This is a genomic window from Nonomuraea terrae (assembly GCF_004348995.1).
In the GTDB taxonomy this organism is placed as follows: Bacteria; Actinomycetota; Actinomycetes; order Streptosporangiales; family Streptosporangiaceae; genus Nonomuraea; species Nonomuraea terrae.
In genome coordinates, this window is the sequence record NZ_SMKQ01000030.1 from 1 (window position 1) to 13,669 (window position 13,669).

The following is a 13,669-nucleotide window of genomic DNA, read 5'->3' on the forward strand; positions in this document are numbered from 1 at the left end:
GCCCGACACAGACGACGACCTCGGCCCCGGACTCCTCGACCGCCGCGCGCAGCCGCGCGATGGCGTCGTGGAAGACCACCGGCAGCATCACCGTCGTCAGCGACACCCCTTCCGGCGGCGTGGTCGCGGCCAGTCGCACCGCCTGCCACGACGGATTGACGCCGGAGCCGTCGAACGGCTCGAATCCGGTGAGCAGCACGTGGGTCATGTGTCTCCTCTCATTCGCCGGCGCCGGTCAGCGGTGCAGGGGTCTGCGGAGACTCTCGGCAGCCCCGGCTCCGCCGTTTCGCGGCCCCGGTCCCCCGGCGGGGGCCGGGGAGGGTCGTGTCGACAAGGTCCTGTCCTGGTCGGGGTGGTGCTCAAAAGGTCGGGAAACAACTCATAGGGAACGATCAACCGTAGTCTCCCGGTGTCAGCCGTAGACGGCCGGGCACGAAGCGAGCGGCCCTTCACCGCGTTTCCGCTGGTGAAGGGCCGCTTGTGACGGGGGCTACTGGTGCCGGTCGTCGGTCTTGAGCTGTTCTCCGGTGGTGGAGACGAAGACGACGAGGAGCTCGGCTGGTTCTGTGTTGCTGGCGTTCTCTGTGGCCACGTGGTGGGCTCCCGGCTGCTCCATCCAGTTCTCGCCTTGGTGGTATGTGCGCATCGGTTCGCCTTCGAGGTGGCTGCGTACAGTGCCTTCGAGCACGTAGGCGTAGACGAACGCGTCGCCGTGTCGGTGGGGCGCCGCTTCGGCGCCCGGCGGGAAGGTCACGGTCGCCGAGGTGAAGGTTTTGCCGTGGACGTTCGGGAGCACCTGTTGGAACAGGGGTGTCAGGGTCTCGGAAGGGTGCTCCGAAGCCACGGCCGCAATGGCCGGGGTGGTCGGACGCTCCGTCGCAGGGGCGCATCCGACGAGCGCGGCTGCCATGCCTGCGATCAGCACGCCGCCGGCGATTCGCACACTGATCATGAATGCTGCACCCCTTGATCGTCGGCGACCTGGATGATCGTCTTGCCGGGCGTGCGGCGGTGGCGGGTGAACGCGGAGGCCGTTTCGGAAAGCGGTCGCACAGCGCCGACGATGGGGTTGAGCCGTCCGGCCCTGACGCGCTCGGCGAGGTCGGTCAGCCGGGCGCGGTCGGGTTCGACGACGAAGAAGACTGCTCGCCCGTTCTTGGGCTGCACGGTAGGTGGCACGGCGATGGTGACCAGGGTGCCGCCCGGGCGTACCAGTTCGGCCGATCGCTCGAGAATGTCGCCGCCGATGACGTCGAACACCACGTCCACCTCGCCGGCATGGTGCAAATCGTCGGCGTCCAGGTCGAGGAAGGTCTGCGCGCCGAGGCCGAGCGCGACATCACGGTCGTCTGCTCGGCCGGTGCCGATCACACTGGCGCCCGCCTCCCGCGCGAGTTGGACGGCGATCGAGCCGACGCCGCCCGCGGCGCCGTGAATGAGGACGGTCTGGCCGGCCGTGAGGTGGGCGTGGTCGAACAGTCCCTGCCATGCGGTCAGTCCGGAAATGGGCAGCGCGGCGGCCACGGCGTGGTCGATGTCGGCCGCGAGGGGGGCGAGGTTGCGAGCTTCCACCGCGGTGTATTCGGCCAGGGATCCGTTGCGGGCCCAGTCGGTCAGTCCGAACACCCGCTGGCCCACGGTGAGGCCGGTGGTTCCGTAGCCGAGCTCGACCACGGTGCCGGACAGCTCGTGCCCGGGGATGCTGGGCGTCCGGTCGCGACCGGCGCGATCGGACCAGGTTGACGGCCAGTCGAGCTCTCCGGGGGTGAAGCCCGCTGCGTGCACGCGCACGATGACGTCGTTCTCCGCAGCGTGGGGGTAAGGCATGTCTGCCAGGGTGAGGCCGCCGACACCCGCGTCACGGTCTCGCACGGTGATCGCTCGCATGCTCGAATCCTTTCCAGGATATTCGTCGGTATGGGGCTTCCGCGAGGGCTCGACACGCACCTCCGACCGCTGGTCGCCGCGCTGATGACGCCGAGGGTTCCGTTGAACGTCTCGCGGTCGCCGTCATCACCACGTTGGCGCAGCCGAGCACGACGAACGAATCACGACGTCCATTGCCGACCGGTCAGCTCGCCCAGGGCGAGCCGACGATGCGCTCGACCGTCGTCACGCGCTGGTAGCCGGGGATGAAGTGCTCGAGCACGTCGGAGTTCACGGTGCCGTCCGCGGTTTCTGGGCGGTTCTTGATCCCGTCGACGGTGGCCCGCAGGAACTCGTTCTTGAAGTCCCCTCGCGGGTGGACCGCGAGGATTTCGCCCAGCTGATCGGGTTCCAGCCCGTCCAGGCCGAAGCCGAGCACGTCGGTCAAGACGCCGAGGTGTGTGGTGGCGATCTCCGGGGCCATCCGGCCGGGGATGCCCGGCGTGGTGTGCAGCGCGATCGCCGTCCAGACGGTCTCGGCCGCTGCCGTCGAGAAACCACGGTCCAGGAGGAACTCGCGCGCGTGGTCGGCGCCATCGACTTCGAAGCGCTGCTCGACGTCGGAGAAGGGAGTCAGGAGGCCGGCGTCGTGGAAGATGGCCGCCAAGTAGAGCAGCTCCGGGTCCGGTTTCACGCCGAGCTTGTCAGCGTGGATCAGGCTGAAGAAGAAGACCCGACGGGAGTGGTGGTAGATGAGAGGGCTGGTCGCCTCCTGGATGAGCATGGTCGCTTCGGCGACCGCCGCTGTTTCAGGAACTTCCAACCCTGCGATGACTTCTGGCATGACGTCTGACTTTCGGGAAGTATGTCGGCTTGTGGGCTCTGTGTCCGACTTCTATGCTGCCCACCGATCCGGGCGCGGCGCCGCCTTCGTCCGGCCAGGAATCACCTATATCCGGACAGGGCGACATCAAGCCGCACCTCGCCGGCACGGCGAGGTCACCCAAGGGCGGTCGAGGGGTGGCTTCGGCCTGCCACCGGTTGAGCAACCCCCGCCCACGCGGATCAGCCGGTAACGGTGTGCTACCAATGAACGGTGTCCATGCCTCCTGCGTCGCCGCATCGACGGTGGTCAGTGCCCCGCCGGGGTCCGGCCGGTCACCGCGCGGATCCGGCTCCGGAGGGACCGGACCGGTGAACGCTGCCCCCCACCGGGTCGCGATCCTCGTCTATGACGGAGTGACGTTGCTCGACGTCGCCGGTCCCGCCGAGGTGTTCAAGGAGGCGAACCGGTTCGGTGCCGACTACCGGATCGTGCTGCTGTCGCCGACCGGTGCGGACGTCACGTCGAGCCTCGGGGTCCGGATCGCGGTCGACGGCGCCGTCTCCCCGGAGCCGGCTTTCGACACGGTGCTGGTGGCCGGGTCCGATCTCTATCCACGCGCCCATGTCCCCGGCGACCTGGCGGACGCCACGCGGATACCGGCGGCTGCGGCCGGCCGGGTCGCGTCGATCTGCACCGGGGCGTTCCTCCTCGCCGCCGCCGGCCTCCTCGACGGCAAGCGCGCGACCACGCACTGGCAGGTCGTGCACGAGCTCGCCGTCCGGTGCCCGACATGCCGCGTCGAGCCCGACGCGATCTACGTTCGCGATGGCACCACGTACACGTCGGCCGGGGTGACGGCCGGCATCGATCTTGCGCTCGCTCTCGTCGAGCAGGACCACGGGCCCCACCTGGCGCGTGACGTCGCCCGCGCCTTGGTGGTGTACATGCAGCGTGCGGGCGGCCAGTCCCAGTTCTCCGCACCGCTGCAAGGGCCACCGCCCCGCTCGCCGGCTCTCCGCGACATCGTCGGCTTGGTGACGGCGAACCCCCGCGGAGACCACTCGCTCGGTGAACTCGCGAAACACCTCAACGTGAGCACACGGCACCTCACCCGGCTCTTCCACGACGAGCTGTCCACGACACCGGCCCGCTACGTGGAGAACATCCGATTCGACATGGCGAGGGCCCTGCTCGACCAAGGACACACCGCAACGCAGGCCGCGACCCTCGCCGGGTTCCCCAGTTACGAAAGCATGCGACGGGTTTTCGCCAGGAAGCTGTCGATCAGCCCTGCCGCCTACCAACGCCGGTTCAGCACGACCCGCCGCGCCGACGCGGGTTAGAGCAGCGCTCCACGACGTCGGACTCACGGAGCCGCTCGACAGCCACCAGCTGCCGTGCGGCCCGGTGACTTTCCGCCGGACGCCCTCGGCGATGGCGCGCCTTCCGGTGCAGCAGCCTTGGCTCCTCATGTGATGACGGGCAACCAGGTCGAGCGCCTTCTCCCCGACTCGGGCCTTACCGGGCTCGGGAGGTGACGCCGTTGACGGTGGCGCCGCGTTGCTGGTAGTCGACCGCCACCTGTTCGAGGAAGTCGGCTGGGAAGTTCAGGTGTGGTGTGGTGAGTGCCTCCAGCTCGGCGAGGTTCTCGTCGGGGATCGTGACGTCGAGGCTGGCCAGGTTGGCGTCGAGCTGCGCGGGGGTGCGGACGCCGATGATGGTGGACGTCACCGGGTGCTGCTGGCGTACCCAGGCGAGGGCGACGGCGGCGATCGACGCCCCCAGGCCGTCCGCGATGCGCTGAAGCGCTTCCACGACCGTGAACGTCCGCTCGGTCAGCCGCGATGCGACGTGGTGGGCCCGGTTCGAGCCTGCCGGTGCCGGATCGTCCCGGGTGTACTTGCCGGAAAGCAGGCCGTTGGCGAGGGGGCTCCATGGGGTGACGCCGAGCCCGAACGCGCGAGCCGCGCCGAACAATTCTCCTTCGACGGTACGCTCCAGCAGGGAGTACTCGACCTGGATCGCCGCCACGCCCGTCCAGCCGCGGAAGCCGGCGATGGTGGCGGCGTGCGCGACGGCCCAGGCAGGCGTGTCGGACAACCCGATGTAACGGATCTTCCCGGCGCGCACCAGATCGTCGAGGGTCGACATCGTCTCCTCCACCGGAGTGTGCCGGTCGAGGTTGTGCTGCCAGTAGAGGTCGATGTAGTCGGTACCCAGCCGGCGCAGCGAGCCCTCGACCTGGTGGAGGATCGCCTTGCGCCCGGTGCCGCCGCCGTTGGGGTCACCCGGGAACAGGTTGGCGGCGAACTTGGTGGCGATGACCAGCCGGTCGCGCAGGTCTTTGTGGCCGGCCAGATACGCGCCGATGACCTCCTCGGAGCGCCCCTGGGAGTAACCGTTGGCGGTGTCGATGAAGTTGCCACCGGCCGCCGTGTAGCGAGCGATCAGCTCGTGCGAGGTGCCCTCGTCGGTGCCGAGGACCTCACTGCCGAAGGTCATCGCGCCGAGACAGAGCGGGCTCACACGCAGGCCGGTCGGGCCGAGTGTGCGGTAGGAGTCCAAGGACATCATCAATGTCGCCTTTCGATGAGTGGAACGTACCGGTCCGTCAGACCGCGGAGCGCTCGGCGACCGGGCGGCGGCGCAGGTTCACGTGTGAGATGGCCGGTGGGGTGTAGGACACGTCGTTGGGGCCGGCGTCGGTGCCGGGCGGAGCGATCTCGTCGATCCGGTCGAGGATCTCGTCGTCCAGGGTGACGTCGGCGCCGGCCAGCAGGTCGTCGAGCTGTTGCATGGTGCGCGGCCCGATGATCGCCGAGGTGACGCCCGGATGGGCGATCGCGAACGCCATCGCGAGGTGGGTCATCGGCAGGCCGGCCTTCTCGGCGAGCGGGATGAGCTGCTCGACGACGTCGATTTTGCGCTGGTCGGTGAAGTGCTGCGGCATGCTGCCGGATCGGTGGGTGTCCGTCTGCCGCCCCTTCCGGTAGCGGCCGGTGAGCAGGCCCTGGCCCAGCGGGCTCCAGACCAGGGTGCCCATCCCGTAGCGCTGACAGACCGGCAGCACCTCGCGTTCGATGCTCCGGTTGACGATCGAGTACGGCGGCTGCTCGGTCCGGAAGCGCTCCAGGCCGCGCCGCTCGGCGACCCACTGCGCCTCGACGATCTCCGAGGCGGGGAAGGTCGACGTACCGATCGCCCGCACCTTGCCGCTGTGGACCAGGTCGGACAGGGCGGACAGGGTCTCCTCCACGTCGACCGCCGGGTCGGGGCGGTGGATCTGGTAGAGGTCGAGGTGGTCGGTCTGCAGGCGGCGCAGGGAGTTCTCGACGGCGGTCATGATCCAGCGCCGTGAGTTACCCCGGTGGTTCGGATCACCGCCCATCGGATAGTGCACCTTGCTGGCCAGCACGACGTCGTCGCGGCGGCCCTTGAGCGCCTTGCCGACGATCACCTCGGATTCGCCGGCGGAGTACACGTCGGCGGTGTCGACGAAGTTGATCCCTGCGTCCAGGGCCCTGTGGATGATCCGGATCGAGTCGTCGTGGTCGGGGTTGCCCATGGCCCCGAACATCATGGTGCCCAGGCAGTACGGGCTGACCTCGATTCCGGTCCGGCCCAGCGTGCGGTACTTCATGATTCCCCCTTGGAATCGTTCGGTGGATGATCGGCATGGTGACGTGGGCCCTGTGTGGGGTTGCGGCGTCGCCGATCAGTGAGGACTATGCGGACGCCGGCTGCGTCCGCAACCGCTCGTCGTCGAACACGATCTCGACCAGCGGGCTGTGCGCCAGCCACTCGTCGAGGCTCTGACGCCGGCCGACCCGCGCCGCTATCTCGGGCCGGTTCTGCAGGTCGAGAACCGCGGTGATCACTCGCCGCCGTGTCGGTTCGTCCACCGGCACCGCGGTCGCGGGCAGGTCGGCCCTGACCCCGTGCTTGAGATGCACGACGAACCGCGGATTGGCCCGCAAGTTCGCGTACCAGCCGCGGGGCACGGGCATGCCGGTCAGGTACCAGCGACCGTCCACGCGGTGGAACCAGATCTCGATACGGCGCGGCAGGCCGGTGCGTGCGCCCAGGGTCGTGATGTCGATCGTGCGCTCGGCCGCGGAGGAGTCCGGCCCGATGGCGAGGGCGCGGGCGATGGCTACGTTCAGAGTCACAGTTCGGTCTGCCGCTCGTCGTCGAGGGGCATGTCGCCGTTCATTACCCGTCTCCTGCTGGTGGTGATTGTCGCGGAATTCGTGGCTCGTTCCGGTACATCCATGCAAGCAACGCGGCGCGCGCCGGGCCTTCACGATCCTTTCGCGTGGTTGCACAATCCTCTTCGCTCAGGTGGGAGTCACGGCAGCGCCGGCGCAGCCGGACCGGCTCCACCTCGCAGGCGCGCCGCGTCGACGCTGGGCGGGGCGCCGAACTGGCGCCGGTACTCCCGGCTGAACTGCGACGGGTTGTCGTACCCGACGCGCTGGCCTACGCCGGTGATGTCGTTCGGACGGTTCGCCAGCAACAACCTCGCCGCCTGCAGCCGGATCTGCTTCTGGAACTGAATCGGGCTCATCGCCGTCACCGCCTGGAAGTTCCGGTGGAAAGCGGAGACACTCATCCCCGAAAGCCGCGCCAGCTCCTCGACCCGGAACGGCTGGGTGTAGTTCTCCCGGATCCACCGCACAGCGCGTTCGATGTGGCTCAGGCTGCTGTCCGCGAGGCCGAGCTGACGGACGGCGTCACCCTGTTCCCCGGTCATCAACCGCCAGAGGATCTCCCGCTTGACCAGCGGGACGAGCGCCTTCCGGTCCCCCGGCCGGTCAAGCAGGCGCAGCAGCCGTACGACAGCGTCGAGCAACTCGTCCGGGGCGTCACTGACCGCGATGCCCGGCGGGGCGGTGCCGGTGGACCGCGGCACCTCCCCCGGTCCGGTCCGCAGCAGCAGTTCCGCGATGACGGCAGGTTCCAGGGTCATCCCGAAACCGAGCGACGGGCGGGCGGTGTCGACGAAATGCCCCGTCACCGGCAGGTCGACCGAGGCGACGAGGTACTGGCCGGCACCGTACTCGTAGACGCGGTCTCCCAGCGCCAGACGCTTGCTGCCCTGAGCGATGACCGCCAGCACCGTGCCGGACATCGAGGACACCGGCGCGACGGCGTGGTCGGCCTTGCAGACCCGGACGCCGTCGATGGCAGTGGCCAAGCCGGGACGCGCATGCCGTTCCAGCAGGTCACGAAGCTCGTCCAGAGACATGCCACCATTCCAGCACGCGAGCCGTCGACGGCCGGAGGAAGGTGCACGAACACACGCCCGGATGAGAGGTTCAGGCGATCAGCAGGCGAAGGCCGAGCTCTGCCGCGTCGAGATCGACGAGATCTCGGTTGCGTTCGGCCCACCGGCCGGATGCGAGGTCGTCACGGAGGCTGCGCACCGCGCGCCGCTCGGCCTCCGGCCCGACTCTGGCCCAGACCGACACCCCGCGACGGACGTTCTCGTCCAGGTACGCCTCCGGCCGACGCCAGTGGGCCTCGAAGAAGCCGTCAGCGCAGTCCCACGGGATGAGCACCGGTTCCATCCGGGCTCCGATCGCGTCGGCCTGCTCGGTCACCGAAGGCCGGCCGACAAGGAGGTCCGCGACCTCGGGCAGGTAGTCGCGAGTAAGCCAGAACCGATGACGCCATCCGGCGTCACTGGTGTCGTGCGTGAACACCACCACGCGGCGAGCGACCCGCCGCATCTCGCGCAGGCCGGCAATCGGGTCCTGCCAGTGATGGACGGAGGAAACAGCCATCGCGGCGTCGAAGGACTGATCATCGAACGGCAGGCTCTCGGCAGATCCGACCAGGCACGGCGCCGCGTCCGGAAGGCGCTGCGAACGCATGAGCGCCGACGGCTCCACCGCGAGGACGTGGCGGTCGGGGGGCTCGTAGGACCCGGTGCCCGCCCCGACGTTCAGTACGGTCCGGGCATCGCCGAGCGCAGCCCAGATCTGCGCGGCGATGCGCGGTTCAGTGCGCCGTGTCACGGTGTAGGCGGCCCCGATGGTGTCGTACAACTGCGCGCTGGACATTGACACTGCCTTTCCGGCTGTCACCCATCGTCCCCGCACCGTGCCTGTGCCCTCGGTGGCGTGCGGCTGCGCGGGATGCCGCTTGAGCGCATTTCACCATATGGATCGGCCACGGACGAGAGTGCTAGTGGACCGGCCATTCGACGGCGCACGGGGCCGGCCCGGTTGGAGTCCGGGCCGGCCCCGTGTGGTGGGGTGGGGGTGCGTTACGGCGCGGGGACGCCGTCGAGGATGCCCACCGCGTCGGTGCCCGGCGTGACGACGAGCTTGCGGGTGAGGGTGTAGGAGCCGCCCGCCGGCACGTCGACGTCGAACCGGCTCATCACCCAGTTGCCCGCGGCGTAGACGTCGAAGGCGCCGGCCGGCGTGCCGTAGACGAGACCGAAGACCTGCGGGTCGGTCCCGGTCATGCCGATGTACGGCTTGGTCGGGACGTAGGCCGCCGTCGCACCCGGCGCCACGATGCCGGCGCCCGGGATGACACTGGCCTGGCCGGCCACGTCGTGGTCCATCGCGTCACCGGTCCACACGCTGAGTGGAGCCGTACCGGAGTTGCTCAGCTCCGTCGAGACCGTGGCGAAGTCGTCGCCCGGCTTCAGCGTGTACGTCGTCGTCGCCATCAGACCCGTGAAGCCGTTGACCGGCCCGGATACCCGGACGACTGCCTTGTCGCCGGTCGCCTGGACGATCTGGACGTCGGTCGCCGCCACCGACCGGATGTCCCAGGCGCTACCGCCGGTCGGCTGGGTCGCCGAGACGTAGGGCAGGTTGATCCAGTCGAACTGGTCGGCCATGCCGCGGACGGCGAGGTCGACCGGCTTGCCGCGGGTGCCACCGGAGAGCTGCGCGTCGTTGTAAGCGTCGGCGATCGCCATCGAGAGCTTGTCGTTCTCGAGGATGACGTCGCCGTAGCCCGCCTCGACCAGACCCGAGCCGATCTGCTTGCCGTAGCTCGCCTCGACCGTGACCGGACTCAGCGCGACGTCGGCGACGCCGCTGCCCGCCGCAGGCACGGTGACCGTGCCGGTGGCCGTCTGGTAGCCCAGCTTGGACACCCGGACGTCGTACTGACCGGTCGGGGCCTTGACCAGGTACTTGCCCTGGGCATCGGTGCTCGTGCTCGCGACCACCTTGCCGGCCTGCTCAAGGGCGACCCGGGCACCGGGAACGGTGGCGCCGCCCGCGGTGATCGTGCCGGCCGCGCGAGCGGTGTCCGGGACGGCCGCGTCGTGCAGGTCGATATCGTCGACCCACTTCGCGATGTCGCGGGTGGGGTCGCCACCGGCGGTCGCGTAGTCGGTCAGGTGGTAGAAGCTGAACTGCTTGGTGGCACCGGGCGCCATCGTGGCGTCGTAGTAGAGACCTTCGACGTAGCCGTACGCACCGACCGCGGTCGGCGTGTCCAGCGCCCACGCGAGACCGTGGGCGGCCTGGCCGTTCGTGGTGGCCGCGTCAGCGCCGACGTAGACGTAGTTCCCGGTCCAGCCCGAGGTCTTCAGACCCGGGTTGATGCCGCTGAACCCGGGGATCCGGCCGTTGTCGACCGAACTGTCGGGGTCGATCATGTAGTTGAAGTAGCCCTGGTAGCCCGTCGTGCCGGTGTTGGTCAGCTTGACCGTCATCTTCACGATCGGAGCGTCGGGCAGGGTCTCGTAACGGACCTGCGCCTTGATGGCCGGGTTCGCCCGGTACTGACCGTTGCCGACCACGGCAGCGCCGTCGACCGCGAGGTCGGGCAGGTCGAGCTGGTCGTTCGGCCGGTCCCACGAGTCGGGCGGCGTGAGACTCGGACGCAGCAGCATCTCGCCCCAGTCGAGGGTCTCGGCGCCGTTGGCGTCGTTGAGCATGATGTCCGACAGCGCACCCTGCCCCAGACCGCCGGCGCCGTTGTTGCCCGCGGTGTACGGCGTCACGGACGCCCGGATCTTTTCGTTGGCCAGGTAGTAGTACTCGTGGCCCGTGACGACGTCCGTGCGCGTGCTGCCGTTGCCGTAGTCCGGCGCGTACGTCGACCTGCCGGCGACCGGGTGGCTCACCTTGATCAGCTTCAGGTCGGCCGTCGCGCTGCCGGTGGTGCCGACCGTGACGCCGGCCACCGAGCGGTCGTCGGCGATCAGGCCCCGCTTGGCCGCCGTGACGGTCCAGGTCGACGCCGTCAGGCCGATCCGGTAGCGGCCCTGCGCGTCGGTGCTGGTCACCGCGGTGTCCTGACCGGCGGCGACGGCGGTGACCTTCGCGCCGGCGATCGGAGCGCCCGTCTCCGGGTCGCTGACCGTGCCGGTCACGGTCGCCCAGCGCTGCGCGGACTCGCCGCCCGGCACGTAGGCGTAGAGGTTGCCGTCCCAGGCGCCCGTCACGACGGTGTTGCCGCTGACGGCCGGGCCGGCGCCCACCCAGGTGCCGATCTCGTGGCTCCACAGGATCTGGCCGGTGTCAGTCGCCAGGGCGTAGAACCTGCCGTTGTTGGCGCCGACGAAAAGCGTGTCGCCGGCCACGACCGGGCTGGACATGACGCCACCGTGGTAGACGTCGCCGGGCAGCACCCGCTCCCAGAAGACGTTGCCGGTCTTGGCGTCGAGGGCGACGACGGCGCCGCTCGGGAAGCCCATGTAGACGACGCCGTCCTTGACGGCCGCGGCGCTCGGGGTCGAGCCGCTCGAGACGAGCGAAGAACGCGAACTCTTGTACGTCCACAGCGTCGCGCCGGTCTTGGCGTCACGGGCGGCGATACCGTTGTTGGCGCCGATGAAGACCTTGCCCTCGGCCGCGGTCGGTACGCCGTCCTGCCAGCTGCCGAGCGACTCGGCTCCGGTCCATTTGCGGGCGCCGGTGGCCAGGTCGTAGGCGAGCACGCGGTCGGCGGTCTCGTTGCCGACGTACACGGTGCCGTCCATGACGGCGGGCGTGCCGTCGCTCATGGTCGCGCCGGACATCGGCGAGGCCCAGATCTGCCGCCCGGTACGGGTGTCGAGCGCCTTGAGCACGCCCTGGCTGCCGATGCCGAAGCGGGTCTGGTAGGGCCAGAGCACGGTGTGGCCGGAGACGGCCGGCGAGTAGTAGCCGTAGGTGCGCTGGTTGTTCGGGGCCGGCGCCTGCTCGGGCACGGCCTTCCAGCGCAGCTTGCCGGTCACCGCGTCCACGGCGTAGAGCTCCGAGCCGAGGGTCGGCGCGAAGATCAGGCCGTCGCCGTAGGCGAGGCTGCCGTGGATGGACTGCGGCACCTCGAAGTTCCACAGCTCCTTGCCGTTCTTGAGCTGGACGGCGTGGATCCGGCTGTTGCCGTCGCCGTTCTCGTCGCGGGTGCCCGCGTAGACGACGCCGTCGTGGATGACCGGCGACCCGGTGAGGAAGGTGCCGTCGGTGCGGAAGCTCCAGGCCAGGCGGCGGCCGGCCTCCTGCGCCGGCGCGACCCCGGAGTGGGCCTCGTTGCCGTGGTGCTGGCCCCAGTCGCCGCCGGGGACCGGCTTGAGCGCCGGCTCGTCGGTGAGGGTGAAGTCCGCCGACCTGGTCCAGGTCTTGCCCGCCGCGTCGACCACGTTGACCTCGATGTTGTGCTCACCGACCGTCTGCAGGCTGTTGGGCAGGTTGCTCTGCCAGGTGAACTCGCCGCTGTGGTGCAGCGGCATCCAGTTCTTCTCGCCGGCGATCCGGTAGCGCGCCGAGAGGACCTCGTCACCGGTGTCGTAGGCGTTGATCTGGATGCCCGGGAAGTCCTTGGCCGGCACCTTCGAGCCCGGCGCGGGGCTGACGATGGTGAGGTGCTCGTTCTCGCCGTACATCCGGAACGGGTTGTCGAAGCCCGGACCGGTCATGTGGATGTAGCGGAAGCCGCGGGGCGCGTTGTCGATGGTGTACGAGCTGGAGACGGTCTGGATGTGCTTGGCGGTCGAGGCGAACGCCGAGTTGTTCTCGACGTGGTTGGAGTGCTCGTGGCCGACCAGGATCAGCTGCGCCTTGTAGTGCTCGAGCACGTCGCCGAAGGCGTCGTACGTCGACGGCGAGCCGAACGGGACGTTCATCGGCTGGTGGGTGAGGACGACGACCTCGATGTCGTTGGCCGGGTCGTCGTCGAGCGGAACGCTCGCGGCGAGGTCGTCCTTGAGCCAGTTCAGCTCCTCGTCGAACGGCGCCGAGCCGTTGTTCTCGAGCACCACGAAGTGCCGGTTGCCGTAGTTGAACGAGTACCACTCCGGGCCGACGTTCTTGCGATAGTTGTCGATCTTGTCGGGGTACGTCGCCCCGCTCGCGTACTCGTGGTTGCCGACGGCCGGCCACACGCCGACGGCCGACTGCTGGGTGCCGCGACGATACGTGTCGAACTGCCCCTGGCTGGCGTCGTTGGTGAGGTCGCCGCTGACCGCGATGAAGCGCAGGTCGGTGCCCGTGGAGTTGATCTCGCGGATCTGGTCGGGCAGCTGTGCGTTGACGTGCGGGTCGGCGATGTTGGCCCAGGAGAAGGTGTCTCCGTCGGAGAGGTCGTCACGGATGAGCGCGAAGTCCGCCGTCGGCGTGGCGTCGTCGGCGAGCTCGCCGAGGTTGGCCCAGAACCTCGGCTCCTTGTACGCGTCGAGGCCGAACCGGTAGCCCCGCGGCTGGCCGGCCCACACGATGTCCGTCTTGCGACGGTCGGTGGAGATCGTCAGCGAGTAGGAGCCGTCGGCGGCGGTCGTGGTGGCGACCTTGCCGTCGGAGACGCGCACGCCGGCCAGGCCGGCCTCGTCGGGGTCGCGCCGGTTGTCACCGTTGGCGTCGACGTACACGACGCCGCTGACGGTGGCCTCCGGCGGGTCGATGGCGTTCGCCGCGTACGACGTGAGCGGGCCCGCCACGACACTGGCGGCGAGCGCCAGCGTGGTGGTGTACAGGACGACGCGCAGGCGCGCGCGTGTCCAGGTTAACGCGGACATCGGGA

11 protein-coding genes are annotated in these 13,669 nt (G+C 69.4%); 1 reads left to right on the forward strand and 10 read right to left on the reverse strand.

The annotated features are described in order from the left end of the window. From E1286_RS13260 to E1286_RS13275, 4 genes are all read right to left on the reverse strand, one after another. Window positions 1-208 (reverse strand): C15 family peptidase (locus tag E1286_RS13260; protein WP_484213908.1); only part of this gene is annotated, 208 nt, incomplete at its 3' end. Window positions 209-490: 282 nt separating this feature from the next. After that, a complete protein-coding gene (locus E1286_RS13265) occupies window positions 491-952 on the reverse strand; it encodes a cupin domain-containing protein (RefSeq protein WP_132612197.1) in 462 nt (153 codons plus the stop codon). Beyond that, window positions 949-1,887, reverse strand: a complete 939-nt coding sequence (locus E1286_RS13270; RefSeq protein WP_132612199.1) for an NADP-dependent oxidoreductase — start codon at window positions 1,885-1,887, stop codon at window positions 949-951. The genes E1286_RS13265 and E1286_RS13270 overlap by 4 nt, the downstream gene beginning before the upstream one ends. Before the next feature lie 184 nt (window positions 1,888-2,071). Continuing rightward, complete coding sequence (locus tag E1286_RS13275) at window positions 2,072-2,710, reverse strand: HD domain-containing protein (RefSeq protein WP_132612201.1); 639 nt, start codon at window positions 2,708-2,710, stop codon at window positions 2,072-2,074. A 350-nt stretch (window positions 2,711-3,060) separates the two neighbouring features. Between E1286_RS13275 and E1286_RS13280 the strand changes: the two genes are divergently transcribed. Next, a complete protein-coding gene (locus E1286_RS13280; protein WP_132612203.1) occupies window positions 3,061-4,035 on the forward strand; it encodes a GlxA family transcriptional regulator in 975 nt (324 codons plus the stop codon). 175 nt (window positions 4,036-4,210) lie between these two features. On the opposite strand, the gene E1286_RS13285 is transcribed toward E1286_RS13280, so the two are convergent. The 6 genes from E1286_RS13285 to E1286_RS13310 form a co-directional block, all read right to left on the reverse strand. Next, window positions 4,211-5,266, reverse strand: a complete 1,056-nt coding sequence (locus tag E1286_RS13285; protein WP_223189896.1) for an aldo/keto reductase — start codon at window positions 5,264-5,266, stop codon at window positions 4,211-4,213. Window positions 5,267-5,303: 37 nt separating this feature from the next. Further along, a complete protein-coding gene (locus tag E1286_RS13290) occupies window positions 5,304-6,332 on the reverse strand; it encodes an aldo/keto reductase (RefSeq protein WP_132612205.1) in 1,029 nt (342 codons plus the stop codon). A gap of 85 nt (window positions 6,333-6,417) precedes the next feature. Further along, on the reverse strand, window positions 6,418-6,861 hold the full coding sequence (locus E1286_RS13295; RefSeq protein WP_223189898.1) for a nitroreductase/quinone reductase family protein: 444 nt from the start codon (window positions 6,859-6,861) through the stop codon (window positions 6,418-6,420). A 179-nt stretch (window positions 6,862-7,040) separates the two neighbouring features. Further along, a complete protein-coding gene (locus E1286_RS13300) occupies window positions 7,041-7,940 on the reverse strand; it encodes an AraC family transcriptional regulator (RefSeq protein WP_132612207.1) in 900 nt (299 codons plus the stop codon). A 70-nt stretch (window positions 7,941-8,010) separates the two neighbouring features. Beyond that, window positions 8,011-8,757: a class I SAM-dependent methyltransferase gene (locus tag E1286_RS13305; protein ID WP_223189900.1), complete on the reverse strand. Its 747-nt coding sequence runs from the start codon at window positions 8,755-8,757 to the stop codon at window positions 8,011-8,013. A 206-nt stretch (window positions 8,758-8,963) separates the two neighbouring features. Continuing rightward, on the reverse strand, window positions 8,964-13,664 hold the full coding sequence (locus tag E1286_RS13310) for an outer membrane protein assembly factor BamB family protein (RefSeq protein ID WP_132612209.1): 4,701 nt from the start codon (window positions 13,662-13,664) through the stop codon (window positions 8,964-8,966). Window positions 13,665-13,669: the final 5 nt, after the last annotated feature.

Bases quoted from the DNA above. Each gene is read 5' to 3' on its own strand.
- E1286_RS13265 (WP_132612197.1), bottom strand. From the start codon at position 952: ATGATCAGTGTGCGAATCGCCGGCGGCGTGCTGATCGCAGGCATGGCA.
- E1286_RS13270 (WP_132612199.1), bottom strand. From the start codon at position 1,887: ATGCGAGCGATCACCGTGCGAGACCGTGACGCGGGTGTCGGCGGCCTC.
- E1286_RS13275 (WP_132612201.1), bottom strand. From the start codon at position 2,710: ATGCCAGAAGTCATCGCAGGGTTGGAAGTTCCTGAAACAGCGGCGGTC.
- E1286_RS13285 (WP_223189896.1), bottom strand. From the start codon at position 5,266: ATGATGTCCTTGGACTCCTACCGCACACTCGGCCCGACCGGCCTGCGT.
- E1286_RS13290 (WP_132612205.1), bottom strand. From the start codon at position 6,332: ATGAAGTACCGCACGCTGGGCCGGACCGGAATCGAGGTCAGCCCGTAC.
- E1286_RS13300 (WP_132612207.1), bottom strand. From the start codon at position 7,940: ATGTCTCTGGACGAGCTTCGTGACCTGCTGGAACGGCATGCGCGTCCC.
- E1286_RS13305 (WP_223189900.1), bottom strand. From the start codon at position 8,757: ATGTCCAGCGCGCAGTTGTACGACACCATCGGGGCCGCCTACACCGTG.
- E1286_RS13310 (WP_132612209.1), bottom strand. From the start codon at position 13,664: ATGTCCGCGTTAACCTGGACACGCGCGCGCCTGCGCGTCGTCCTGTAC.